Origin of the sequence: Polynucleobacter sp. MWH-CaK5 (assembly GCF_018687615.1) — a bacterium.
GTDB lineage: Bacteria > Pseudomonadota > Gammaproteobacteria > Burkholderiales > Burkholderiaceae > Polynucleobacter.
The window spans coordinates 635,780-659,633 of record NZ_CP061299.1; the positions used below are offsets into that span (position 1 = coordinate 635,780).

Genomic DNA, 23,854 nt, shown 5'->3' on the forward strand with positions numbered 1-23,854 from the left:
ATGCTCATGCTTTGACTGAGTGAGATAAGTTTTCTGAATCCATCAACTGAATCACCACATCACGTTTGTTCATCACGTGATTCATCATGACTCGCTTCATGCGCGCACCGTCTCGCGCCTTAAGTGCATCAATCATCTCTTGGTGTTCGCCCACAGCTTTTTCCCATTTCACTTCATCTTGGTTTGAGCGAAAGCGCAAAGCCTCAATGCGCGCATTGACTTGAACAAACAATTGACTCAAGACAGGGTTGGCTGCTGCTGTGTTGATAGCGTTATGTATTTTTAAATTTAATCTGTAGTAGCTCGATAAATCACGGCGAGCATAAGAGGCCATCATTTCATAATGCATGGCCTCAAGTTCTGACAGGGCAGCATCGGTGATGTTTTGAGCTGCTAATTCGCCAGAGAAACCTTCAAGATTAGCAATCACATCAAATGTATTGATCACATCCTCTTTGCTTAATTGAACGGCAATTGCGCCACGGTTGGCGATCAGTTCAACCAAGCCATCTGCTGCTAAACGCCTGATCGCTTCACGAATTGGGGTGCGAGACACATTGAGTTGCTCGGCCAGTTCACGCTCATTCAATTTGCTGCCAGGGGCAATTGCACCCTCAACCAATAAGCTACGCAGTTTCTGGAAGGTGATTTCGTGCAAATTTTGCGAATTTAGTTGAATTACGGATGCCATCAATAAAACCTATTTTTGTATACACATTTAATATAACCGATAGGGATTTTAAAAAGAAGGGCAAAAAACCCATTATTTACCTAGTATTTACCACTATAGGGAAAGTCATGAGCAATATTTTTTGCATACAAAAATGCAATTTCTCAAAAAATGACTTACACTTTCATCACGACTAACAAAAATACCGAGTGAGACCAAACATGCTAAAACTTGATAATCATTCCTCTGGACGCCACTTTTTGCACATTCCAGGCCCAAGTCCTGCGCCGGCACGTGTATTAAGAGCAATCAGCTTTCAAACCATCGACCATCGTGGTCCTGAGTTTGGTCAGTTGGGTCTGAAGTTATTGGCGGACATGCAGAAGATTTTCAAGACCAAGCATCCTGTGATCATTTACCCATCATCTGGAACGGGTGCATGGGAAGCAGCTTTGGTAAATACTTTGTCAGCCGGTGACCACGTGTTGATGTATGAAACTGGTCAATTCGCGACTTTGTGGCAAAAGTTGGCTGATCGTTTGGGCATCAAAACAGAATTCTTAGGTAAGCCAGGTGCAGAAGGTTGGCGCTATGGTGTTGATGCAGCCATGATTGAAGAGCGCTTGAAGGCTGATACTTCACACCAAATCAAAGCGGTGTGTGTGGTTCACAACGAAACATCCACTGGTGTGACTTCAAATATTGCAGCAGTCAGAAAAGCCATCGATGCAGCCAAGCATCCTGCTTTGTTGATGGTGGATACGATTTCAGGTTTGGCTTCAGCTGATTACCGCCATGATGAGTGGGGCGTTGATGTGACTGTGAGTGGTTCACAAAAAGGTTTGATGTTGCCACCAGGTTTGGGTTTCAATGCCTTGTCACCTAAAGCATTAGAAGCAAATAAAACAGCTAATTTGCCAAAAGCATTTTGGGCATGGGACGAGATTCTAGAGTCCAATAAAACTGGCTATTGGCCAACCACACCGTCTACTAATTTGTTGTACGGTTTGCATGAAGCCTTGGACATGATTTTGACTGAAGGTCTAGACAATGTATTTGCCCGCCATCAACGTTTGGCCAAAGCATGTCGTGCAGCGGTTGAGGCATGGGGCTTAGAGGTTCAATGTAAAGACCCAGCCGTTTATTCACCGGTATTGACTGGTGTGGTCACGCCTGAAGGTGTGGATGCTGACAAGTTAAGAAAATTGATTCACGAAAGATACAACCTTTCATTGGGCACAGGTCTTGGCAAAGTCAAAGGCAAGATGTTCCGCATTGGCCACTTGGGTGACTGTAATGAATTGGCCTTGTTGGGCGCTTTGAGTGGTTGCGAAATGGGTATGAAAGCATTTGGCATCAAGTTAAAAGGTAGTGGAGTTGTGGCAGCACAAGACTTATTGCTTTAAAAGATTGGGGATGGAGGAGACATGAAACAAAAACCATACCTCACCAAAGCAGACGTTGATGTGTTGTTGCAAGCAGCGAATGATTTTGCAGATAAAAACCAATTCGCTGTTTCCATTGCGGTTGTGGATGACGGCGGTCATCTATTAGGTTTTACGAGAAGAGATGACTGTCCGGCTGTCTCAGCTTCAATCGCTCAAGAAAAAGCCCGATCTTCAGCTTTGGGCAGAAAAGAAAGCAAAGCCTACGAAGACATGATCAATGGTGGGCGCATTGCCTATTTATCAGTACCTGTCTTGCAGGGAATGTTAGAAGGTGGCGTGAACATTGTTCATGATGGTCACACGATTGGGGCGATTGGCGTTTCTGGCGTTAAATCGAACCAAGATGCTGAAGTGGCCAAAGCAGGCATTGCTGCGTGGCAAGCCCAGCACTGATCCAAATCAAATAAAGTCTTATCTTTCGGTCAAACTGAGCCTCAACTCAGGTAAGAACCGCCGAAGAAAGCACTGAAGCGTTTAAAATACTAGGCTATTAGAAACATCGAAGAAACCTAGAGCAAAAAACCATGGCCAGTTACAACACCGAAACAGTTCTGAGCGTTAAGCATTGGAACGACACATTATTTAGCTTCACCACCACCAGAAATAAAAGCCTGCGCTTTCGCAATGGTCATTTCTTGATGATTGGCTTAGAAGTTGAAGGCAAGCCTTTGGTGAGAGCCTACAGTGTGGCGAGTGCCAACTACGAAGAGCACCTTGAGTTTTTAAGTATCAAAGTTGAAAACGGCCCATTAACTTCACGTCTACAAAATATCAAAGTAGGAGATCCTATTTTGGTGAGTGAAAAGTCTGTTGGTACTTTGGTGATTGATGATTTGAATCCTGGTAAGAATCTGTACTTGTTCAGCACTGGCACAGGTTTAGCGCCATTCATGAGCATCATCCGCGACCCTGACACTTATGAACGCTTTGAAAAAGTGGTGTTGATCCATGGTGTGCGTTTGGTCAGCGAGTTGGCTTATGAAGATTACATCAAGAACGAATTACCGAATGACGAATTCTTGGGTGAGATGGTTCGTGAAAAATTGATTTATTACCCAACAGTCACAAGAGAAGCATTCAAGCACACAGGTCGTTTAACCACTGCGATTGAAAATGGTCAATTGTTCAAGGACATTGGTTTGCCACCATTGGATCCGGCGAATGATCGCGGCATGATTTGTGGCAGCCCATCCATGCTCAAAGAGATTTCAGAAATGCTTGATGCCAAAGGTTTCAAGGTGTCACCAAGCCTTGGTCAATTGGGTGACTACGTTTACGAGAGAGCGTTTGTGGAAAAGTAAAAATATCTTTTCTAGAAAAAATAAAATGCCCTCATTTGAATTAAATCGAGGGCATTTTTATTGATACTTGTCTTATATATTCCTATTTAACTCATTTATGCTGCACTGCGAGTTGACCCGTTTATTTTGTTTAAGTATGCTGATTTTCAGTAGTTAAACAAACCGAATGAGGGATATATGCGAAACAATGACGATAAGCAGTATCTAGGTAGTTTTGGACGAAGAAAAATTATGCGTGCTGGCACATATTCAATTGCCGCACTTGCCTCAGGAGGTTTGTTTGGATCGCGTATAGCGATTGCAAAACCTTTGGGCACTAAAGTTCCTGAAGTTGATCGCTTGGCAGTTAGAGTGGTGACGGATTCTTATCATCACGCATTTGAACGATCGACCAAGATTGGTTCTCTTGAAATTCAAAGATTTGGTTTCAGTGTTACTAAAGAGCCACCCAAGCGTACCTTGCAAAATGAATGGGGTCTCGCTTGGCACATCGAATCTCAACAGGGCAATGAGACCAAGCAAGTATTGTTTGACTTTGCCTACACATCAGAAACACTTTTAAATAATATGGGATTATTAGGCATTGATCCATCTAAGCTTGATGCCATCGTTCTGAGTCACGGCCATTACGATCACTTTGGCGGTATGGTTGGATTTCTGCAGGCCACCAAAGGAAAGTTAAAAAAAGACTTACCTTTCTATCTGGGCGGAGAGGAATGTTTTTGCACACGTGAGTTGAATGTGCCGGGTAACCCTGGAAACTTCGGCGCAATGGATCGTGAGGCAATTAAACAAGCTGGTTTGGTTGTTACCTTTGCAGGTAAGCCTTCGATATTGGCTTCGCATGGTTTTACAACTGGCTTTATTCCAGCGGAAAGTTTTGAGAAGGTTTTATCGCCAACTCGGATGTCTGTTGGAATTCAGTTGGGATTAGGTTGTGCACCTGAGAAAGTGAATCCAGCGAAAAAGACTGCCACATCTGTTCCTGATGATTTTGAACATGAGCAAACCACCATTTACAACGTTAAAGGCAAAGGTTTGGTGATCATGACGTCCTGTGGTCACCGTGGTGTAGTTAATACTGTGAAAGCTGCGATCAAGGTGTCAGGCATTAACAAAGTTCATGCCATCATGGGTGGATTCCACTTGGCTCCTCATGCTCCTGAGTATTTACAGCAAACCGTGGCCAGTCTCAAGGAATTTAATCCAGACTTTTTAATACCGATGCACTGTAGTGGAGAAGCATTTATCTCAATGGCGGCGGCTGAGTTTGGACCTAAATTTATTCGTTCTTCGAACGGCTCACGTTATATTTTTAACGCTTAAGTAGCACTTTGTAAAAAACCTCAAAAGTGTGTTGATGCACTTTTGAGGTTTTTTCTTTTATAACTGGCGGAGAAAGCGGGATTCGAACCCGCGGTAGGCTATGAACCTACGCACGCTTTCCAGGCGTGTGACTTAAACCACTCATCCATCTCTCCGTGCAAGAGCGTCATTATACGCCCCTGTGTTTTTAATGGATGGCTTACTCAGCCTCGGCCATACCGCCTACAACGTGGCTAAAGCCTCCGTCTACGTAGGTGATTTCGCCAGTGATGCCGCCTGCTAGGTCAGACATCAAGAATGCAGCAGCATTGCCAACGTCTTCAATGGTTACGTTGCGACGCAAAGGAGCATTCGCTTCAACGAAATCCAAAATCTTGCCAAAACCTTTGATGCCTGAAGCAGCCAAAGTCTTGATTGGGCCAGCAGAGATGCCGTTACAACGAACACCTTTAGGACCTACTGAATTGGCTAAGTAACGCACGCTGGCTTCAAGTGATGCTTTTGCCAAGCCCATGGTGTTGTAGTTAGGCACCACCATTTGTGAGCCAAGGTAAGTCAAAGTCAATAAAGCTGACTTGTCGTTCAACATTGGTAGCGCAGCTTTGGCCATTGCAGGGAAGCTATAAGCTGAGATGTCATGAGCAATCTTGAAAGACTCTCTTGAAAGACCGTCTAAGAAGTCACCAGCGATGGCTTCGCGTGGGGCAAAGCCAATGGAATGGATCAAACCGTCGAATTTGGGCCATGTGGCTGATAAATCGGCAAAAAGCTTGTCAATTTGCTCATCACTACCCACATCGCAGTCAAAAATCAGGGTGCTATTGAATTCAGAAGCAAATTCAGTGATTCGGTCTTTAAAACGATCGCCCACGTAGGTGAAGGCTAATTCTGCGCCTTCGCGGTGGCAAGCCTTGGCAATGCCATAAGCGATTGAACGGTTAGAAAGTAGACCTGTTAGGACGATTTTTTTACCGGTTAAGAAACCCATTTTTGCTTCCTTTTTTCTTTTTGCTGAATTTGTGAATGTCTAATTACAATTGTCACACATGCAGATGATTAGACCCTTACTTTTACCCCTCATTTTAAGCTTGTCAGTTTTGACGGGGTGGAGTGTCTCAACAGCTGCCTTGGCCGCTCACGGCTTTGCCCAGTATGGCGACTTGCAATATCCCCCTGGCTTTAAGCATTTTTCATATGTGAATTCAAATGCTCCCCAGGGTGGAACTTTGTATCTTCCTAATCCTGATCGCAGGACCAGTTTCGACAAATTTAACCCTTTTTCAATGAAGGGTGTTGCTGCACCAGGCGTTGCTCAATTGATGTTTGAAAGCTTGTTGATTGGTAGTGCTGATGAGGTGGCTTCTTCTTATGGGCTTTTGGCAGAAGATGTCAGTTTGGCTAAAGATCAATTGAGTGTGACTTTTCGCTTAAACCCATTGGCCCGCTTTAATGACAATTCTCCGGTATTGGCCAAAGACGTCAAATACTCTTTTGACACTCTGATGAGTAAATTGGCCAGCCCGCAATTCAGAACAGTTTATGCGGATGTCAAACAAGCTGTGATCCTGTCTGAGCGAGTGATTCGTTTTGACTTTCATCGTAAAAATACCGAGTTGCCACTGTTGGTTGGATCAATGCCTATCTTCTCTGAAAAATGGGGCAAGGATGCACACGGTGCCGGAAAACCATTCAATCAATTCACTTTTGAAAAACCAATTGGCAGTGGCCCATACTTGATCGAGAGTTATGACATTGGTAAAAACATCGTGTTCAAGAAAAACCCAGAGTATTGGGGCGCCAAACTGAATGTCCGCGTTGGCTTTTTTAACTTTGAAAAAGTTTCTTATCGTTTATACAAAGATGACACGGCAAGGATAGAAGCTTTCAAAGCAGGTGAGTTCGACACATTGGTTGAGTACCGAGCCAAGAACTGGGCCAAGAGTTATGTTGGACCTAAGTTCAGGGATGGCACTTTAAAAAAACAACATTTCCAGCATCGCAACGGAGCGGGGATGCAAGGCTTTGTGATGAATACGCGTCATCCGATATTTAAAGATCAGCGTGTTCGTCAAGCTTTGACCTTGGCATTGGATTTTGAGTGGATGAACCGTCAACTCTTTTATGGTCAATACCACCGCATTGACAGTTACTTCTCGAACAGTGAGTTGGGCGCCTCTTTTGAGGCCGGTGGTTTGCCAAGCGCCCAAGAGCGAAAATTATTAGAGCCTTTGCAAAAAGCCTATCCTCAGCATTTCCCAAAGAATGCATTGGGCCCAATGCTCTTGCCTGTGAGCACTGAGGAACCTTCAAGCTTGCGCCAAAACCTCAGAAAAGCCAGAGAGTTACTCGCACAAGCTGGTTGGGTCTACAAGGATGGCGCTTTAAGAAATGTCCAAGGACAAGCATTTCGTTTTGAGTTCATGGACGATGGTGGTGCCATGTCTCGTTTGGTGTCTGCGTATGTGCGCAATCTTGAAAAGCTTGGTATGAAGGTGGATATTAGAACCACTGATTACGCTTTATATCAAAAACGTCTAGAAGAATTTGATTTTCAAATGACCAGCATGAAGTTCCCTGATTCGCAAAGTCCTGGTAATGAATTGTGGGATCGTTATGGCAGTCAATCTGCCACTACCAAGGGATCCGACAATATTCTTGGGGTGCAATCTCCCGTGGTTGATGCGTTGATCTCATCGATTGTGAAAGCGCAGACCAGAAAAGATCTGATCACGGCCACCAGAGCTTTGGACAGAGTATTGACTCACAGCTATTACATCGTGCCGCATTGGTACAGTGCCACGCATCGAGTGGCATATAAATCAGATATGGGGTTTTCAATCCCGCCGAATTATTTCGCAGCTGAATCATGGATTCTTTCCACCTGGTGGCGCAATCCTCCGTCAAATTCTCAAGCAGGAGCTGGGCGATGAACAGTGCTTTGTGGAGATACATTGCTCGAAGAATCTTATTGATGATTCCAACACTGTTGGGCGTCATCACTTTGACATTTGCAGTAATTCAATTTGTACCAGGCGGTCCTGTTGAGCAAATGATGTTAGAGCTCAAAGGTCGGGGTGATGCCAGCGTTGCTGCGGTTGAATCATCAGGTGGTGGTAACTTTTATCGAGGTCGCCAAGGCATTGATGAAGAGCGTCTGAAAGAAATCAAAGCGCTGTATGGATTTGATCAGCCTCTTTGGGAGCGTTACGTCAATATGTTGGGTCGCTTTGCCATGTTTGATTTGGGCCAGAGTTATTACCAACACAAAAGTGTGGGAGATCTTGTTTTGTCAAAAATGCCTGTCTCGATCAGTTTGGGGCTTTGGACATTTTTGATCACGTATCTGATATCAATTCCATTGGGTATTAAAAAAGCGGTGCGTGCTGGTACTCGTTTTGATACGGCAACCAGTGTGGTGATTTTGATTGGCTACGCCATCCCAGGATTTGTATTGGGTGTTCTATTACTGGTTCTGTTCGGCGGCGGTAGTTTCTTCCAGCTATTTCCTCTAAGAGGTTTGACTTCAGATAACTGGGCAGAGCTCAGCTTGATTGGCAAAGTCATGGATTACTTTTGGCATTTGGTTTTGCCGATCACTGCATCCGTGTTGGGTAATTTTGCCGTGATCACCATGCTCACCAAAAACTCTTTTTTAGAAGAGATACGCAAGCAATATGTGATCACTGCCAGAGCCAAAGGTTTGAGTGAAGACAAGGTGCTTTGGAAGCATGTCTTCCGTAATGCGATGATTCCTTTGGTCACAGGTTTCCCTTCCGCGTTCATTGGAGCCTTCTTCACGGGTTCACTGTTGATTGAAACTTTATTCTCTCTAGATGGCTTGGGACTCTTATCTTATGAAGCGGTCATGAAAAGAGACTATCCAGTGGTTTTAGGTACTTTGTATTTATTTACCTTGATTGGTTTATTCACCAAATTAATTTCTGACATTGCTTATGTCTTGGTCGATCCCCGTATTCAGTTTGATAGTCAATCGGGAGGGCGCTCATGAAAAAGGGATGGCTTCACCAATTGAAAGAAAGTGATCAGTGGGCTAGATTCAAGGCCAATCGTTTGGGCTACTGGAGTTTGTGGATCTTCACCAGTTTGTTCGTCTTGAGTTTATTTGCCGAGTTGATTGCCAATGATCGACCCATCTTGGTCAGCTACCAAGGGAGCTTGTATGCCCCGATTGTGAAGGATTATCCGGAAACCACTTTTGGTGGAGATTTCCCAACACCCACTGATTACCTAGATCCTGACATTAAAAAAACATTCAGCAAAAAAGGTAATTGGGCGATTTACCCCTTGATCACTTATCGCTACGACACACTCAATTACTTTGCCAAGGAACCAAACCCAGCTTCTCCATCGCGAGACAATTTATTGGGAACTGATGATCGAGGCAGAGACGTGGTAGCGAGGTTGATTTACGGTTTTCGTTTATCAGTCTTGTTTGGTTTGTGTCTCACCATCATCGGTGTGGCCATTGGCGTATTGACTGGCGCAGTGATGGGCTACTTTGGCGGCAAAGTGGATTTGGTTTCTCAGCGCATCATTGAGGTTTGGAGTTCCATGCCTGAGCTCTATTTGCTGATCATTTTTGCATCGATCTTTGCGCCGAGCGTTGGTTTACTGATCATCTTGTTGTCTCTTTTTGGATGGATGGGTTTATCGGATTATGTCCGTGCAGAGTTCTTGAAAAATAGATCTTTGGAATATGTCAGAGCAGCTCAAGCGCTCGGTTTATCCAGTCAACAAATCATGTGGCGCCACATTCTGCCAAACAGCTTAACGCCCGTGATCACATTTTTACCATTCCGCATGAGTGGCGCCATTTTGGCTTTGACGAGTTTGGACTTTTTAGGTTTGGGTGTTCCTGCAGATCAGGCCAGCTTGGGTGAGTTGTTAGCCCAAGGCAAAGCCAACTTAGATGCTTGGTGGATTTCTTTATCGACCTTTTTGGTATTGGCGGGTACTTTGATGCTATTGACGTTCATGGGTGATGCCATGCGTGATGCCTTTGACACGCGCCGTGCGAAAGCAGTGAAGGTGGCAGCATGAGTCAACAGGATTTCAATTTGATTGATATCAAGCAGCTGAATTTGAGCTTTGGGCGAAAAACCGTCATCAGCAACTTCAGTTTAAAAATCAATGCGGGTGAAAGAATCGCCATTGTTGGAGAGTCAGGTTCCGGTAAAACCTTGACCGGTCTATCGATCATGGGTCTTTTGCCTGAAGGCGCGAACATCACTGGTGAAATCAATTGCCAAATTAATCAGAAGTCGCAAAACTTATTGGCATTGAGTGAAGCTGAAATGCGCAGTATTCGTGGCAAAGACATTGCCATGATTTTTCAAGAACCCATGACTGCTTTGAACCCACTTTACACAGTGGGCAACCAGATCATGGAGGCGGTCCAGTGTCATGAACCTACTCTGAGCAATTCTATTTGCCAGCAGCGCGCCATTGAACTTCTTGAAAGAACAGGGATCCCTCAGGCCGCAGAGCGTTTTTCATATTACCCACACCAACTCTCAGGCGGTCAACGTCAGCGCGCGATGATTGCGATGGCCTTGGCTTGTAAACCAAGACTGTTGATTGCGGATGAACCAACCACAGCATTAGATCCTAGCTTGCGGATTCAAATCTTGGATTTATTAAAGGATTTGCAAGAAGACGCGAAGTCACATGGTGGTATGGCTGTGATTTTGATCACTCATGATTTGAATATGGTGCGTCATTTTGCTAACCGTGTGGCGGTGATGTATCAAGGCAAGTTATTGGAGTGCAAATCAACCGAAGAAGTTTTTAGCCATCCGGATCATCCCTACACTAATAGTTTGGTCAACAGTAAGCCAGTGCGTAACGTCTTACCTGTGGTGCCGATTGCGCCAGTGTTGCTCAAAGCAGAGCAGGTCAGCGTTGCTTATCCTCAGGCAGGCAAGGGCACTTTTGGTGGAAACTTCGGCCGAGGTATTGCGCAATTCATCAGAGGTTTTCATTTTTCTGATTTATGGAAGCGTGAATACCAACAAGTCGTTAAAGATGTGAGCCTTGAATTGCGCCAAGGTGAAACCTTGGGTTTGATTGGCGAATCAGGTTCGGGTAAATCAACTTTGGCCATGGCTCTTTTAGATTTGTTGGGCCAAACGGGTGCCAAAGTATCTGGTCAGGTTGAAGTCTTGGGGCATGATTGGCTCAAGTTAAATACAACTGAGCGCAGTCGTCTAAGAGCTTCGTTTCAGGTGATCTTCCAAGATCCTTTTGGCTCATTGTCACCGCGCATGACTGTTGGACAAATCGTTGGTGAGGGCTTGTCTTTGCATCAGGCAGATTTATCAGCTGATGCGAGAAAAGCAAAGGTCATCGATGTTTTAAAAGAGGTTGGTTTGGATCGGACGGCTTACAGCAGGTATCCCCATGAATTCTCTGGTGGCCAAAGACAAAGAATCGCGATTGCTCGGGCACTGATCTTAAAGCCCCAAATACTGGTTTTAGATGAACCAACATCGGCTTTGGATGTCACTATTCAGAAACAAATATTGGCCTTACTTTCAGATTTACAGCACAAATACAATATGGCTTATCTATTGATCAGCCACGACCTTGAGGTGGTGGAAGCCATGTCTCACCGAGTCATTACCTTGAAAAAAGGTAAACAAATCAAGCATCAAGAGCTATAAACCAGGATTTGGTTGTAAGCTATTGTTCAGGTTATAATTGAGCTTCATGTCAAAAATACACCGCAAACTCCTTGCCGCCGTGGTTTTACTGGGTTCCCTTCAAGTGGGGCCGGTATTTTCTCAGTCTTTGACTGAAGAAGAGCCATTGCCCAAGACATTTGCTTCATCAGTCTCATCAGTTTCAACAGCTGTTGTTGATAAAACAGAGTCATTGATCAATAACGCCATGCAGTTGATTGGTGTGCGTTATCGCTGGGGTGGTAATACGCCTCAAAGCGGTTTGGATTGCAGTGGTTTTGTGCGTTATGTATTTAACGACACCTTCGGTTTTTTATTGCCTCGCAAATCAGCTCAAATGAGCAAAGTTGGTTTAGAGATTGGCAAAGAAGAGTTGCGTCCAGGTGATTTGGTCTTCTTTAACACCATGCGCCATGCTTTTTCTCATGTAGGTATCTACGTTGGTGACAATAAATTCATTCATGCGCCATCGAGAGGTAAATCCATTCGTGTGGATGACATGACCAAGGTTTATTGGGAAAAGCGCTATAACGGTGCACGTCGTGTTGAGAACACCAATGGCTTTGATGTGATGTCAGAAGAGCAGCGTCAACAGTTATTGATCGACTTCCAAGAGCGCTTGGATAAAACTGGTCGTCTTTAATTCTTTCTTAGATTTTCAGTAAGTTCTTTATTTGCGATATCTGTCTCATCGCAGATTCCTCACCGGCCAAAATAGCGGCATTCCTCGATTTAAAGTCAGTGCCTCTCATGCCTTTTAGTTCTGGCTGAATCACCACGTGAGCAAGATCTAATTCAAAAGTATTGATGCTTTTACTCATGATCGACGTTGTGTGTAAAAGAATGCCCAAGCTTCCAGAGCTGTCTTGAGAGCTTGGTTCGGTTGATATGTTGACCGCAATCACAATATCAGCACCCATTTGTTTGGCATATCTCACTGGCACAGGGGATACCAAACCACCATCCACGTACTCGCGACCTTGAATGATGGTGGGTTGGAAAACTCCCGGAATGCTACAAGATGCTCGAACAGCTTGACCCGTATCGCCTCGCTGGAACAAAACCCCGTTACCTGTTTGTAAATCAGTGCCAACAATGCCTAGAGGCATTGCTAAATTTTCAATCGTTTGATTTTTTACCAAGCGATTCACCATGGCTTGAAGTGCATCACCTTTGATCATTCCACCAAATCGACCGGAGAAGGGGAGTGCCCAATCCGTGATGGCTGCTTCGTCTAGTGACAAAGCAATTTTTTGCAATTCAGTGCCTCGATATCCTGATGCGTATAAAGCTGCGATCACGCTGCCAGCGCTGGTACCAACCACTAGATTCGGAAATATGCCTTGAGATTCAAGTGCTTTGATGACACCGATGTGAGCAAAGCCTCTCGCAGCTCCACCACCCAAAGCCAGGCCAATAACTGGTTTTTTAGGCTTAATCGTAGAGCAGGACGTCAAACCTCCGATTCCAAGAGCACCTAAACTGATCAGGGTCAAAAAGCTGCGTCGAGAATTGTGATAATATAGATGATAATCATTCTCAATTGTATTTAAATCATTATCTGGATCGGAGTTCTTATTCATATGTTGTCGACTAAAAAATCTCTATTGGCGATTGTTTCTTCTTTTGGCTTAATTACTGGCCTAACGACTGTAACACCAGCATTATCTCAGCCATCTCAGATTTTGAACTTATATTCTGCGCGTCATTACCAGACTGATGAAGCTTTGTATGCTGAATTCACCAAACAAACAGGCATCAAGATCAATCGCATTGAGGCAGATGACAACGCGCTTTTAGAGCGTTTGCGCAGTGAGGGTAAAAATAGTCCAGCAGATGTGATCCTATTGGTTGATGCAGCAAGACTTTGGCGCGCTGAAATTGAAGGCTTTTTCCAGCCTATTCAGTCAAAAGTATTGGATACAAGGATTCCTAAAAACTTCCGCTCGAATGACATTGGTCAGGGCAGTCAGTGGTTTGGTTTCTCAAGCAGAGCTCGCGTGATTGTTTATAACAAAGCCAGCATGAACCCAAAAGATGTTGATACCTATGAAAAATTAGCTGACCCAGTGAATAAAGGCAAGGTTTGCACTCGTTCAGGTTCTCATCCTTATATGTTGTCATTGATTGGTGCGATGTATGAACGTCAAGGCGAAGTAAAAACAGAAGCTTGGGCTAAAGGCATGGTGGCAAATATGGCTCGAGCACCAAAGGGTGGTGATACTGATCAAATCAAAGCAGTTGCTTCAGGTGAGTGTGGTGTGGCGTTGACCAACTCCTACTATTTGGCGCGCTTGATGCGTTCTACAAAACCAGCCGATCTGCAGATTGTGGCAAAAGTTGGTTTGATTTGGCCAAACCAAGCAAGCTCTGGTGTTCACATGAATATTGCTGGTGGTGCTGTGGCGAGTTACGCCCCAAATAAAGCAGCTGCAATTAAATTCCTTGAGTATTTATCGAGTGATTCTGCTCAGCAATACTTTGCTAATGGCAACAATGAGTGGCCAGTAGTGAAGTCTGTAAAAACCAGCAATGAAGCACTAAATAAGTTGGGAAGCTTTAAACAAGAGAATATTTCGATTGCATCTATTGGTAAAAATCAAATTTATGCACAAAAAATATTGGACAGAGTGTCCTATAAGTAAAAAGAAAGCCTAGAATCTCAGGCTGAGATGAATACTAAGCCTGAGACCCCACTTTCAATCGGTGACTGCTATCACTGCGGCGGCGATCTAACCAGCGAAAACCACTATGAGGCAACGCTTGGTGGATCGCCTCGTTATTTTTGTTGTGCGGGTTGTTTGGCGATTGCGCAAACAATTCATGGTCAGGGTTTAGAAGCCTTTTACGCACGACGCATTCCGCTGGGTCTTAAGCCTGATGATCTTGGCCAATTAACGGATCAAGTTCCTGATGCTCTTTTAGCCTACGACGACCCAGTCTTGATGGATCGATTTACGCGAGCTTCATCAGAATATGCGGGCGAAGTTGAAACCACCTTGCGTTTGGAGAAGATTCGCTGCGCTGCCTGTGTCTGGTTGAATGAGCAACATTTGAAAAGATTGTTTGGAGTCAAGGACGTACAAATCAATTATGTGACTCAGCGTGCCACGGTCAGATTTAATCCTAAGGAAGTGAATCTATCGACATTGCTTCATTCGGTTGAGCAAATTGGTTACGAAGCCTGGCCTTTTGAACCTTCGATGAGTGCTGATCTGGCTAAAAAAGAACGCCGTCATTTATTGATGCGATTGGGCGTTGCTGTGTTGGGGATGATGCAAGTCATGATGTATGCCTGGCCGACATACACAGGTGCTGATGATCTTCTTGTCGAGCAAGAGTTGTTATTGGGTTGGACGAGTTGGGCTTTGACTGTTCCAGTAGTTCTTTATTCTGCAGGCCCTATGTTCGTGGTTGCTTGGCACAGCATTAGAAATTTTCCAAAGACGGGCATGTTGGGTATGGATGTGCCTGTATCGCTTGCAGTTGCATTGGCTTTCATAGCAGGCACCATCAGTTTGGTCTTCGGTGTTGGTGAAAGTTATTTTGATTCCATCACCATGTTCATTGCATTTTTACTGGGAGCAAGATATTTAGAATTGTTGGCCAGACAAGACGCACAGGGTGGCGCAGAAGCTTTGGCAAAACAATTGCCTGCCACTTGCGATCGATTTGAAGATTATGCAAATTCTGAAGTTATTAAATCAGTACCGGTGGTCAGGTGTGTGATTGGTGATGTATTGCGTATTGCACCCGGCGATGTGATTCCAGTCGATGGTGTTCTGCTCTCAGGTGAGGCAAGTTTGAACGAAGCGATTCTCTCCGGAGAATCTCGACCAGTGTCTAAAGAAGTTGGTGATGTTCTGTATGCAGGAAGTCACAACATTGTGAGTCCGATTGTGATGCGCATCACGGCTTTGGGTCAGGGCACAAGAATCGCAGGCATTGCTTCACTGCTTGATAAGGCTCTCTTAGCAAAACCTCAAGTAGTTGGCTTAGCAGAAAAGTGGGCTGGTTATTTTGTTGTGTTCTTGATGGCAGCAGCGGGGCTGACTGCAATTGCTTGGTATTTCTTAGACCCTCTTAAAGCTTGGGAAACTGCTGTAGCTGTGTTGGTGGCAAGTTGTCCATGCGCTTTATCTTTGGCCACGCCTGCTGCGATGGCTGCGGCTCAAGGCGCTATTACAAAATTAGGTTTACTGGTGGTCAGAGGTCATGTCATGGAGACTTTGGCCAAGGCAACAGATTTAGTGATTGATAAAACTGGCACTCTCACCACAGGCCATCCTGAATTAAAAGCTATTTTGTCTTTGCGTTCTGGTTATACCGAGCAACAAGTGTTGGCAATTGCTGCGGCCATGGAGTCTGGGCAAAAGCATCCTTTGGCTTTGGCAATTTTAGAAGCTGCACAAAAACGAGACATTCAGCCGGTCATCTTAAGCGAAGCGCCAGTGAGTGAATTGGGCAAGGGTTTGCGTTCAGGTGTTTATCAATTAGGTGCTCGTCAGTGGTTAAGTCTTGAGCCTATTCTGGTGTCCCAAGAAAACGAACAAGCCAGCTTGGTGTATTTAAAAGATGATCAAGGATTGTTGGCAGTGTTTGCTTTGTTGGATACGCCAAGACCAGGCGCTATGGAATTTATCAAGCAAGTTCAGGCAAGAGGTATTCAGGTTCACCTGTTATCAGGTGATGATCCGCAAACTGTTGCATGGTGGGCTCGCTACTTTGGTATTGATCATCATCAGGGTGGGGCCTTGCCCGAAAATAAGTTTTCATTCAGTGAAGCGCTGCAAAAAGAAGGTAAGGTAGTGTGGGCTGTTGGCGATGGTGTGAACGATGCGCCATTTTTAGCGAAGGCCAATGTCTCCGTTGCTGTTGGTAGTGGCGCACCTTTGGCGCAAGCTGGAGCTGATGCTGTGTTGACCACCGAATCATTAAAACCTTTATCGCAAGCTTTAGATCTTGCAGATAAAACCAAAATCATCATGCGCCAAAATTTAATTTGGGCTTTTGTTTATAACGTGGTTGCCATACCGATTGCAATGATGGGCTTGGTCAATCCATGGATCGCAGGAATAGGGATGAGCTTATCCTCTTTAGCGGTCACATTGAATGCTTGGCGTTTAAGAAAAACTCGCTAATAAGCCCTATGAAAATTAATGAGCTAGACTAGTTATATGGAAAGTCTTTATTTACTCATCCCAATGTCTTTGGTTGTGATTGCTGTGATTGTTCTGATTTTGTATTGGGCAGTTAAGGGCGGCCAATTTGAAGACTTAGAAGGTCCAGGCCATTCAATTTTGATGGATGATGATGTTTCACCCAATCGTGTCGTAGACAAAACATCCACAAGCACTTCAGTTAATCAAAAAGATTAATCTTTAGTCCCAAAACTTGACCTACATCAAGGTCATTCCTCCCTTCGATTTTTATAATCGCGACAGGATCAATCGGCTTTTAGGCTAGTAAGGGAGAAACCATGGGGTTAACCGTGGGTAACACACAAGACAACTTTAACTACAAAGTTGTTCGCCAATTCGCTTTGGTAACAGTGCTTTGGGGCATTGTGGGCATGTTGGTAGGGGTCATTTTGGCGGCACAGCTAATTTGGCCAGATATCACCATGAATATTTCTTGGTTGAGCTATGGTCGTTTGCGCCCATTGCACACCAATGCGGTGATTTTTGCCTTTGGTGGTAGCGCATTGTTCGCAACTTCCTACTACATCGTGCAACGTACCTGTCAGGTTCGTTTGTTCTCAGATAAGTTGGCAGCCTTCACATTTTGGGGTTGGCAAGCAGTGATTGTTGCTGCAGCGATTTCATTGCCATTGGGCATGTCAACGTCCAAAGAATATGCTGAATTAGAGTGGCCGATTGACGTTTTGATCACTTTGGTTTGGGTTGCTTACGCTGTGGTGTTCTTTGGCACAGTGATCAAGCGCAAAACAAAGCATATTTATGTGTCTAACTGGTTCTTTGGTGCTTACATTCTGACGATTGCCATGTTGCACATTTTCAATAACTTGGAAATGCCAGCAAGTCTATTCAAGTCTTACTCTGCTTATTCAGGTGCACAAGATGCGATGGTTCAGTGGTGGTATGGCCACAATGCCGTTGGTTTCTTCTTAACAACAAGCTTCTTAGGCATGATGTATTACTTTATTCCTAAGCAAGCAGAGCGTCCAATCTATTCATATCGTTTGTCTATTGTTCACTTCTGGGCATTGAACTTCACGTATATGTGGGCAGGTCCTCACCATTTACAACACACAGCCTTGCCTGACTGGACTCAATCTTTAGGCATGGTGTTCTCATTGATCTTGTTGGCACCTTCATGGGGCGGCATGATCAACGGCATCATGACTTTGTCTGGCGCTTGGCACAAATTGCGCCGTGACCCAATCTTGAAGTTCTTGATCACCGCCTTGTCTTTCTACGGTATGTCTACGTTTGAAGGTTCAATGATGTCTATTAAGACTGTGAATAGCTTGTCTCACTACACAGACTGGACCATTGGCCACGTGCACTCAGGTGCATTGGGTTGGGTAGCGATGATCACGATTGGTTCTATGTATTACTTGATTCCACGTTTGGTGGGTCAAAAAGAAATGCACAGCACCAAATTAATTGAATTGCATTTCTGGATTTCTACAATTGGCGTGGTTCTTTACATCGCCGCGATGTGGATTGCTGGAGTGATGCAAGGTTTGATGTGGAGAGCCTTCCAACCAGACGGTACTTTGACTTACAGCTTTGTTGAATCTGTAAAAGCAACTTATCCGTTCTATGCAATTCGTTTATTGGGTGGCGTATGTTTCTTGTCAGGTATGTTTGTGATGGCCTACAACGTGTTGAAGACAATTCGACACAAAGAGTTTGTAGATGCGCCAATTCCAACAAGTAACTTGGCAGCTGCCCACTAAGCCAAAGGAGAGATCACTATGTCTGATAATAAAAAATTCTTCTCTCACAACACGCTCGAAACTAATGCGGGTTGGTTGATTGTGATGACTGTGGTGGTTGTGGCCATTGCTGGTTTGGTACAGATCGTGCCATTGTTTTTCCAGCACTCAACGACCAAGCCTGCTGAAGGCGTAACGCCTTACTCTGCACTTCGCTTAGCAGGTCGCGATGTGTACCAAAGAGAAGGTTGTGTTGGTTGTCATTCACAACACATTCGTACTTTGCGTTCAGAAACTGAGCGTTATGGTCCTTACTCTGTTGCAGGTGAGTCTGTATTTGATCGCCCATTCTTGTGGGGTTCAAAGAGAACTGGTCCTGATTTAGCTCGTGTGGGCGGACGCTATTCAGATGATTGGCACCGCATTCATTTGCGCAATCCTCGTGACGTGGTGCCTGAATCCAATATGCCTGGATACCCATGGTTGGCAAAAGCACCTGCGAGCAATGTGGGTGATATCTCTGCACACATGAGAGCCATGAGCCGTTTGGGTGTTCCGTACACAGAAGAAGAAATTGCGAATGGACCAAAAGAGCTTGAAGGCAAGACTGAAGAAGATGCATTGGTTGCTTACTTGCAAGGTTTGGGAACCAATCGCCGTGCGGTTGACCCAGTTAAAACAACGGCAGCTCAGTAATTTCAAATAAGAGATAGCAATGGAAAACATCGTGCCGTATCTATCAGCCACATCAACCGTCTTGGGTTTGGTGTTTTTTGTGGGCATCGTTTGGTGGGCATGGTCTGCCAATCGACGTGCTGCAAATGATGAATCGGCACAGTTACCGTTTGATCTCCCAGATGAATATAAGAAAGATGATAAGAAGGATCAATCATGAGTGATTTTTTCAGTAGTGGGTGGGGCATTTATATTGCGCTCGTAACGGGCGTGGGCATCATTTGGTGTCTGTATTTATTATTTTCTCAACGTAAAACCAATGTAACGTATGAGGCTGATGGTTCTGTGGCCGATACAGGGCACGTTTGGGATGATGATTTGCGCGAGTTAAATAATCCATTGCCACGTTGGTGGATGTGGATGTTCGTGTTGTCATGTGTATTTGCCATCGTGTACTTGGTTTTGTATCCAGGTATGGGTACTTATGAAGGTGCTTTGGGATACACAACACGTTCTGCTCATGATTCATCTGTTGTTCAAGCGAATCAACAGTTAAAGCCTATCTATGCGAAATATATGGACATGGATGCCAAGCAAGTGGCTGCTGATCCAGCTGCTCGTGAAATGGGTCAACGTCTTTTCTTGAACCATTGTGCTCAATGTCATGGATCTGATGCTGGTGGCTCTAAAGGCTTCCCTAATTTGGCAGACACTGATTGGTTATATGGTGGCGACACTCAAGACATCAAACAAACATTGGTTGCTGGTCGTGCTGGTGTGATGCCTGCCTTTGCTCACCTAGAAAGCACTCAAGTTTCAGATGTGGCTAACTATGTGCGTAACTTATCTGGTTTGGCCGCTGATCAAATCAAAGTGGGTCGTGGCTCTGAGGTTTACAAAGCCAATTGCGCAGCATGTCATGGTGCTGAAGGCAAGGGCATGGCTGCCATGGGTGCTCCTAACCTGACTGATAAAGTTTGGTTATATGGTGGCTCAGAGGCCAGCATCGTTGAAACAGTTTTAAAAGGACGCAACGGTATGATGCCAGCTCATGACACTATTTTGACCCCAGAAAAAATTCATTTGCTAACAGCTTATGTTTGGGGTTTATCGAACGTTAAAGATAAAGTCAGCAAATAATGTCAAATGACTTCCTAGCGGATGAGAGTGGCTCACAGAACACAGTTGAGCTATCTCTCTACGAAGTAAGACGTAAAATTTACCCCCGCTCAGTGAGTGGGGTTTTTGCCAAGTGGCGCTTAATATTAGTTCTTGCGACACAAATATTGTTTTATGGCTTACCTTGGGTGCAGTGGAATGACCGTCAAGCGGTTTTATTCGACTTGGTATCTCGTAAGTTTTACATCTTCGGTTTGGTTCTTTGGCCGCAAGATATTATTTATCTGACTCTTTTGCTGATCCTTTCAGCATTAGCACTTTTCTTATTCACAGCGGTTGCTGGTCGTTTGTTCTGTGGATACGCTTGCCCGCAAACGGTCTACACAGAAATATTCATGTGGATAGAGCGCAAGATTGAAGGCGATCGTTTTGCACGCATTCGTTTAGATGGTCAAGAGTGGCCTTGGAACTTCACTAAATGGCGCATCAAAATAACCAAACATTTCTTGTGGATTTTGATTGCTCTTTGGACTGGATTTACTTTTGTTGGTTATTTCACACCAATCAAGGTATTGAGTGCTGAACTGATTGCATTCACCTTAGGCCCTTGGCAGGCATTCTGGTTATTGTTCTATAGCTTTGCCACTTGGGGAAATGCTGGCTTCATGCGTGAGCAAGTTTGTAAATACATGTGTCCATACGCACGCTTCCAAAGTGTGATGGTTGATAAAGACACATTTGTTGTTACTTATGACAAAACGCGTGGTGATCCACGAGGTAGTCGAGCAAAAGCTGCTAACCACAAAGAGCTTGGTTTAGGTGATTGTGTTGATTGCAGTATCTGCGTTCAAGTATGCCCAACAGGCATTGATATTCGTGATGGCTTGCAATACATGTGTATTGGTTGTGGCGCGTGTATAGATGCCTGCGATCAAGTGATGGACAAGGTTGGTTACGATAAAGGTTTGATTCGTTACACGTCTGAACGAGCCATGCTTGAGCACATGGACAACAAGAAGGCAAGACATTACATTTTTAGACCACGTGTACTGGTTTATATCGGGATCATGTCTGTGTTGTTGATCGCATTTGCAAGCTCAGTGTTTCTGCGTAATCCTTTGAGGGTTGATGTGATGCGTGACCGGGGTGCTTTGGCTCGTGAAATTGAAGGCACCAAGATAGAGAACGTTTATCGCCTCCAAATCATGAACTCTTCTGAAAACCAAATGAATGTTCGAATTGTTGCGACTGGTTTACCAGGCATGCAAATTTTGAGTTCTCAGGGTAAAGAAATTACTGAAGTTGTTGTGAATCCATCAAGCAATCTGTTGATACCAGTGAAGGTCAGAGTAGCTATTGAAGACGTTAAAACGGGCACTCATCCAATTAGTTTTGATATCGAAGCAAATGAAAATGGACCTAACGCCTCTAATACTTTAAGAGTTCGTGGCGAGAAGTCTAGTTTTATTGTGCCAAGGTAAGAATAGGAGACTGTATGTCAAAAGAATTAGATACAAAACCATGGTGGAAGCAGTTGTGGCCATGGTTGATCATCAGTGGTCCAGCGATTGGTGCAGTTGGTGCTGCCATCACTATTTGGTTTGCGTTCACTCAGGACGTTGATCAGACGATTCGTGAAGGCGTTGTTAAACAAGGTTTAAAGATAGAGCAGGTGACCAAATGAAGTGCCGTTTATGGATGTGGATTTTGTGGCCATCTTTCTTGGTGGGTGGAATTGCCGAAGGGATATTTTTTACTTTGGTGCAGCCAGAGGATTTGGTATTTTTAGATCAACCAATCACGGCTTCTAAAGAGGCTGTTTATACGATTGGTTTTTTCATTTTTTGGTTATTGTGTGCTCTATCAAGTGCACTGACCATTTATATCTTGCCTGGATCAGTGTGTGATCTGAATGAAAAAGCAGATGGTGGATTGCTGTAAATAGTTAAGTAATCAAATTGATTTAATAAAAAAGCAGCTTTAAAGCTGCTTTTTTACTGAGTTAAAAGATGTTGGAATATTTGTTGATTGATTAAGTGTGAGCGGCGCAATGAATGGCGCTTGATTTACCGGTCAACTCGAGTAGGCCATTCATATCAATCAATTTGATATGACGTTGTTTGATTTGAATGAGGCCTGATTCACTGAAGCGTGAGAACAAACGGCTCACTGTCTCTAACTGAATACCCAAATAACTACCAATTTCTTCACGGCTCATGCGCAAGTGATATTCGCTGGGCGAATAACCTCTGGCTGCAAGACGATCTGAGAAGTTCAATAGGAAGCTCGCCAGGCGCTCTTCAGCTCGAAGACTGCCCAATGAAAGAAGGTGACGTTGATCTTGAGTTAATTCTTTACTCAAGATGCGATGAAATTGTTGTTGAAGTGATGGAATTTGTCTTGCTAAAGTTTCAAATTCGTTGAATTTAACAACGCAAGCCTCGCTGTCTTCGAGAGCGATTGCATTTGATTGGTATTGATTGTTACCAATACCATCTAAGCCAAGCATTTCACCTGGTAAATGGAAGCCTGTGATTTGTTCGCGACCATCAGGAAGTGCGTATTCTGTTTTTAGAGAACCAAATTTAATGCCATAAACAGCACTCAAGGTGTCACCTTGGCGGTAAAGAGCATCACCTTTTTTTAAACGGACTCTCTCAGTGACCAATGAATCGATCCTATCAACTTCTTCAACGCTTAAGCCAACTGGAAGACAAAACTGTCCTAAAACGCAAGTTGAGCATTTGTTGGCAGGGTTTGTGGTGGCGATAGGATTCATCATTGTTTACTTTATATGAATATAACTAGTTTGCTTTACATCAATGCAGCTTAAGTAGACATTGGTACTATTCTATAACTTCGCATTCAACAATACCACTTAGGAATTTTCGGTAAGTATGGTCACATCCACGTTATTTCTGACGATATTTATCGGGGCCTTGGTCAGTGGTTGGCATTGCGCTTTGATGTGCGGTGGCATTGCTGCTGGTCTAGAACGAGCCAAGCAAAATCCTTCAGCAGACGGAAATGCAGCTACTTTGCGTTTTATTTCCAGAAAACAACTCATTTATGAGCAGTTATTGACTCATATGGGCAGAATCACCAGCTACGTCTTATTAGGTGTTTTGGCTGGAACTTTGGGTTTTCCATTGTGGCAGCAAGGTTGGTTACCAGTTCAACGAGCATTATTTGCGGTAGCGGCGCTGATTTTTCTATTCCAGGGCTTTCTTATTTTGACTAAAAATAAGTCCAAATCCTCTTCGTGGGAGGTGTGGCTCAACACCAAAACAGCTACTTTATGGTCAAAACTATCAAAATCACTTCAAAAGCCAGGTCATAAACCACATTTTTTGGTGGGTCTCGTGTGGGGTTTGGTTCCCTGTGGCTTGATTTATAGCATCTTGCCTTTGGCCTTTTTATCTGGGGATGGCGTCTCAGGAGGCTTATTAATGTTGGCTTTTGGCTTGGGAACATTGCCCAATCTTTTGCTCATCACTGGTTTTTCAGCACGCTTGGCAGCGTGGGGGCATCAGGCTTGGACGCGCTATATGGCTGCGGGCTTGATGATTTTTACAGGACTATTTGGTCTTTACAGGGCCTTCACCTTGCCTGATGCGCTTCTCAAAGGTGGTTTTTGCATTGGCTAGAGTTTGAATTACAATAGCTCCCTAGTTGGTTAAATAATAATGATGTGATTTCTGGTATCTCTT

Annotated in this window: 24 protein-coding genes and 1 tRNA gene; 20 read left to right on the top strand and 5 right to left on the bottom strand. The window is 44.3% G+C overall.

The window, feature by feature from the left end; translation table 11 throughout:
- Positions 1 to 4: 4 nt before the first annotated feature.
- The gene (locus GQ367_RS03320) at positions 5 to 691 is read right to left on the bottom strand and encodes a GntR family transcriptional regulator (RefSeq protein ID WP_215291448.1); all 687 of its coding nucleotides are present in this window, start codon (positions 689 to 691) and stop codon (positions 5 to 7) included.
- Between the two features lie 200 nt (positions 692 to 891).
- Between GQ367_RS03320 and GQ367_RS03325 the strand changes: the two genes are divergently transcribed.
- From GQ367_RS03325 to GQ367_RS03340, 4 genes are all read left to right on the top strand, one after another.
- Positions 892 to 2,076: an alanine--glyoxylate aminotransferase family protein gene (locus tag GQ367_RS03325; RefSeq protein WP_215291449.1), complete on the top strand. Its 1,185-nt coding sequence runs from the start codon at positions 892 to 894 to the stop codon at positions 2,074 to 2,076.
- Between the two features lie 21 nt (positions 2,077 to 2,097).
- Entirely contained in the window at positions 2,098 to 2,511 is a 414-nt protein-coding gene (locus GQ367_RS03330; protein WP_215291450.1) for a heme-binding protein, read from the top strand.
- A 131-nt stretch (positions 2,512 to 2,642) separates the two neighbouring features.
- Positions 2,643 to 3,419 carry a ferredoxin--NADP reductase gene (locus GQ367_RS03335; RefSeq protein WP_215291451.1) on the top strand — a complete coding sequence of 259 codons (777 nt, stop codon included), beginning with the start codon at positions 2,643 to 2,645 and terminating at the stop codon, positions 3,417 to 3,419.
- A gap of 177 nt (positions 3,420 to 3,596) precedes the next feature.
- Positions 3,597 to 4,745 carry an MBL fold metallo-hydrolase gene (locus GQ367_RS03340; protein ID WP_215291452.1) on the top strand — a complete coding sequence of 383 codons (1,149 nt, stop codon included), beginning with the start codon at positions 3,597 to 3,599 and terminating at the stop codon, positions 4,743 to 4,745.
- 64 nt (positions 4,746 to 4,809) lie between these two features.
- Here GQ367_RS03340 and GQ367_RS03345 read toward each other — a convergent pair.
- Together GQ367_RS03345 and fabI are read right to left on the bottom strand one after the other, a co-directional pair.
- Positions 4,810 to 4,900: transfer RNA gene (locus GQ367_RS03345), tRNA-Ser, on the bottom strand.
- A 44-nt stretch (positions 4,901 to 4,944) separates the two neighbouring features.
- Positions 4,945 to 5,733 (bottom strand): enoyl-ACP reductase FabI, encoded by a 789-nt coding sequence (gene fabI, locus GQ367_RS03350; RefSeq protein ID WP_215291454.1) that lies wholly within the window; start codon positions 5,731 to 5,733, stop codon positions 4,945 to 4,947.
- A gap of 58 nt (positions 5,734 to 5,791) precedes the next feature.
- Here fabI and GQ367_RS03355 point away from each other — a divergent pair, with 58 nt between their 5' ends.
- The 5 genes from GQ367_RS03355 to GQ367_RS03375 are packed head-to-tail and all read left to right on the top strand — an operon-like array spanning position 5,792 to position 12,089.
- Positions 5,792 to 7,675, top strand: coding sequence for an extracellular solute-binding protein (locus tag GQ367_RS03355; RefSeq protein WP_215291455.1), 1,884 nt, complete (start codon positions 5,792 to 5,794; stop codon positions 7,673 to 7,675).
- Positions 7,672 to 8,754, top strand: coding sequence for a microcin C ABC transporter permease YejB (locus tag GQ367_RS03360; protein ID WP_371818549.1), 1,083 nt, complete (start codon positions 7,672 to 7,674; stop codon positions 8,752 to 8,754). Before GQ367_RS03355 ends, GQ367_RS03360 begins: the two co-directional genes overlap by 4 nt.
- Positions 8,751 to 9,806, top strand: a complete 1,056-nt coding sequence (locus GQ367_RS03365; RefSeq protein ID WP_215291464.1) for an ABC transporter permease — start codon at positions 8,751 to 8,753, stop codon at positions 9,804 to 9,806. The genes GQ367_RS03360 and GQ367_RS03365 overlap by 4 nt, the downstream gene beginning before the upstream one ends.
- Positions 9,803 to 11,428 (top strand): ABC transporter ATP-binding protein, encoded by a 1,626-nt coding sequence (locus tag GQ367_RS03370; RefSeq protein WP_215291466.1) that lies wholly within the window; start codon positions 9,803 to 9,805, stop codon positions 11,426 to 11,428. Before GQ367_RS03365 ends, GQ367_RS03370 begins: the two co-directional genes overlap by 4 nt.
- A 46-nt stretch (positions 11,429 to 11,474) precedes the next feature.
- Positions 11,475 to 12,089 (top strand): C40 family peptidase, encoded by a 615-nt coding sequence (locus tag GQ367_RS03375; RefSeq protein ID WP_215291474.1) that lies wholly within the window; start codon positions 11,475 to 11,477, stop codon positions 12,087 to 12,089.
- A 7-nt stretch (positions 12,090 to 12,096) separates the two neighbouring features.
- Here the strand turns inward: GQ367_RS03375 and GQ367_RS03380 are convergent, their stop codons facing one another.
- On the bottom strand, positions 12,097 to 12,942 hold the full coding sequence (locus GQ367_RS03380) for a patatin-like phospholipase family protein (protein WP_371818550.1): 846 nt from the start codon (positions 12,940 to 12,942) through the stop codon (positions 12,097 to 12,099).
- 87 nt (positions 12,943 to 13,029) lie between these two features.
- Here GQ367_RS03380 and GQ367_RS03385 point away from each other — a divergent pair, with 87 nt between their 5' ends.
- From GQ367_RS03385 to GQ367_RS03430, 10 genes are all read left to right on the top strand, one after another.
- Entirely contained in the window at positions 13,030 to 14,091 is a 1,062-nt protein-coding gene (locus tag GQ367_RS03385; protein WP_215291478.1) for an extracellular solute-binding protein, read from the top strand.
- A gap of 27 nt (positions 14,092 to 14,118) precedes the next feature.
- Positions 14,119 to 16,587 carry a heavy metal translocating P-type ATPase gene (locus GQ367_RS03390; RefSeq protein WP_215291480.1) on the top strand — a complete coding sequence of 823 codons (2,469 nt, stop codon included), beginning with the start codon at positions 14,119 to 14,121 and terminating at the stop codon, positions 16,585 to 16,587.
- 36 nt (positions 16,588 to 16,623) lie between these two features.
- Positions 16,624 to 16,824: a cbb3-type cytochrome oxidase assembly protein CcoS gene (gene ccoS, locus GQ367_RS03395; RefSeq protein ID WP_215291482.1), complete on the top strand. Its 201-nt coding sequence runs from the start codon at positions 16,624 to 16,626 to the stop codon at positions 16,822 to 16,824.
- A gap of 101 nt (positions 16,825 to 16,925) precedes the next feature.
- Complete coding sequence (gene ccoN, locus GQ367_RS03400) at positions 16,926 to 18,371, top strand: cytochrome-c oxidase, cbb3-type subunit I (protein ID WP_215291484.1); 1,446 nt, start codon at positions 16,926 to 16,928, stop codon at positions 18,369 to 18,371.
- 18 nt (positions 18,372 to 18,389) lie between these two features.
- The gene (gene ccoO / locus GQ367_RS03405; RefSeq protein WP_215291486.1) at positions 18,390 to 19,046 is read left to right on the top strand and encodes a cytochrome-c oxidase, cbb3-type subunit II; all 657 of its coding nucleotides are present in this window, start codon (positions 18,390 to 18,392) and stop codon (positions 19,044 to 19,046) included.
- 19 nt (positions 19,047 to 19,065) lie between these two features.
- Positions 19,066 to 19,245, top strand: coding sequence for a CcoQ/FixQ family Cbb3-type cytochrome c oxidase assembly chaperone (locus tag GQ367_RS03410; protein WP_215291488.1), 180 nt, complete (start codon positions 19,066 to 19,068; stop codon positions 19,243 to 19,245).
- Complete coding sequence (gene ccoP, locus GQ367_RS03415; protein WP_215291490.1) at positions 19,242 to 20,165, top strand: cytochrome-c oxidase, cbb3-type subunit III; 924 nt, start codon at positions 19,242 to 19,244, stop codon at positions 20,163 to 20,165. Before GQ367_RS03410 ends, ccoP begins: the two co-directional genes overlap by 4 nt.
- Positions 20,165 to 21,625, top strand: coding sequence for a cytochrome c oxidase accessory protein CcoG (ccoG, locus tag GQ367_RS03420; RefSeq protein ID WP_215291492.1), 1,461 nt, complete (start codon positions 20,165 to 20,167; stop codon positions 21,623 to 21,625). Before ccoP ends, ccoG begins: the two co-directional genes overlap by 1 nt.
- A gap of 14 nt (positions 21,626 to 21,639) precedes the next feature.
- Positions 21,640 to 21,828, top strand: coding sequence for a hypothetical protein (locus GQ367_RS03425; RefSeq protein WP_215291494.1), 189 nt, complete (start codon positions 21,640 to 21,642; stop codon positions 21,826 to 21,828).
- The gene (locus GQ367_RS03430) at positions 21,825 to 22,085 is read left to right on the top strand and encodes a hypothetical protein (protein ID WP_215291496.1); all 261 of its coding nucleotides are present in this window, start codon (positions 21,825 to 21,827) and stop codon (positions 22,083 to 22,085) included. The genes GQ367_RS03425 and GQ367_RS03430 overlap by 4 nt, the downstream gene beginning before the upstream one ends.
- 91 nt (positions 22,086 to 22,176) lie before the next feature.
- Here GQ367_RS03430 and fnr read toward each other — a convergent pair whose 3' ends face one another.
- Complete coding sequence (fnr, locus tag GQ367_RS03435; protein ID WP_215291498.1) at positions 22,177 to 22,926, bottom strand: fumarate/nitrate reduction transcriptional regulator Fnr; 750 nt, start codon at positions 22,924 to 22,926, stop codon at positions 22,177 to 22,179.
- A gap of 115 nt (positions 22,927 to 23,041) precedes the next feature.
- Between fnr and GQ367_RS03440 the strand changes: the two genes are divergently transcribed.
- A complete protein-coding gene (locus GQ367_RS03440) occupies positions 23,042 to 23,791 on the top strand; it encodes a sulfite exporter TauE/SafE family protein (protein WP_215291500.1) in 750 nt (249 codons plus the stop codon).
- Positions 23,792 to 23,854 lie beyond the last annotated feature (63 nt).

Excerpts from the sequence above, each read along its gene's own strand:
- GQ367_RS03335 (WP_215291451.1), top strand. The coding sequence starts at position 2,643 with ATGGCCAGTTACAACACCGAAACAGTTCTGAGCGTTAAGCATTGGAAC.
- GQ367_RS03440 (WP_215291500.1), top strand. The coding sequence starts at position 23,042 with ATGGTCACATCCACGTTATTTCTGACGATATTTATCGGGGCCTTGGTC.
- GQ367_RS03370 (WP_215291466.1), top strand. The coding sequence starts at position 9,803 with ATGAGTCAACAGGATTTCAATTTGATTGATATCAAGCAGCTGAATTTG.
- fnr (WP_215291498.1), bottom strand. The coding sequence starts at position 22,926 with ATGATGAATCCTATCGCCACCACAAACCCTGCCAACAAATGCTCAACT.
- GQ367_RS03425 (WP_215291494.1), top strand. The coding sequence starts at position 21,640 with ATGTCAAAAGAATTAGATACAAAACCATGGTGGAAGCAGTTGTGGCCA.
- GQ367_RS03365 (WP_215291464.1), top strand. The coding sequence starts at position 8,751 with ATGAAAAAGGGATGGCTTCACCAATTGAAAGAAAGTGATCAGTGGGCT.
- GQ367_RS03410 (WP_215291488.1), top strand. The coding sequence starts at position 19,066 with ATGGAAAACATCGTGCCGTATCTATCAGCCACATCAACCGTCTTGGGT.
- GQ367_RS03340 (WP_215291452.1), top strand. The coding sequence starts at position 3,597 with ATGCGAAACAATGACGATAAGCAGTATCTAGGTAGTTTTGGACGAAGA.
- GQ367_RS03320 (WP_215291448.1), bottom strand. The coding sequence starts at position 691 with ATGGCATCCGTAATTCAACTAAATTCGCAAAATTTGCACGAAATCACC.
- ccoP (WP_215291490.1), top strand. The coding sequence starts at position 19,242 with ATGAGTGATTTTTTCAGTAGTGGGTGGGGCATTTATATTGCGCTCGTA.
- GQ367_RS03360 (WP_371818549.1), top strand. The coding sequence starts at position 7,672 with ATGAACAGTGCTTTGTGGAGATACATTGCTCGAAGAATCTTATTGATG.
- ccoG (WP_215291492.1), top strand. The coding sequence starts at position 20,165 with ATGTCAAATGACTTCCTAGCGGATGAGAGTGGCTCACAGAACACAGTT.
- ccoN (WP_215291484.1), top strand. The coding sequence starts at position 16,926 with ATGGGGTTAACCGTGGGTAACACACAAGACAACTTTAACTACAAAGTT.
- ccoS (WP_215291482.1), top strand. The coding sequence starts at position 16,624 with ATGGAAAGTCTTTATTTACTCATCCCAATGTCTTTGGTTGTGATTGCT.
- GQ367_RS03355 (WP_215291455.1), top strand. The coding sequence starts at position 5,792 with ATGCAGATGATTAGACCCTTACTTTTACCCCTCATTTTAAGCTTGTCA.
- GQ367_RS03375 (WP_215291474.1), top strand. The coding sequence starts at position 11,475 with ATGTCAAAAATACACCGCAAACTCCTTGCCGCCGTGGTTTTACTGGGT.
- GQ367_RS03385 (WP_215291478.1), top strand. The coding sequence starts at position 13,030 with ATGTTGTCGACTAAAAAATCTCTATTGGCGATTGTTTCTTCTTTTGGC.
- fabI (WP_215291454.1), bottom strand. The coding sequence starts at position 5,733 with ATGGGTTTCTTAACCGGTAAAAAAATCGTCCTAACAGGTCTACTTTCT.
- GQ367_RS03430 (WP_215291496.1), top strand. The coding sequence starts at position 21,825 with ATGAAGTGCCGTTTATGGATGTGGATTTTGTGGCCATCTTTCTTGGTG.
- ccoO (WP_215291486.1), top strand. The coding sequence starts at position 18,390 with ATGTCTGATAATAAAAAATTCTTCTCTCACAACACGCTCGAAACTAAT.
- GQ367_RS03390 (WP_215291480.1), top strand. The coding sequence starts at position 14,119 with ATGAATACTAAGCCTGAGACCCCACTTTCAATCGGTGACTGCTATCAC.
- GQ367_RS03325 (WP_215291449.1), top strand. The coding sequence starts at position 892 with ATGCTAAAACTTGATAATCATTCCTCTGGACGCCACTTTTTGCACATT.
- GQ367_RS03330 (WP_215291450.1), top strand. The coding sequence starts at position 2,098 with ATGAAACAAAAACCATACCTCACCAAAGCAGACGTTGATGTGTTGTTG.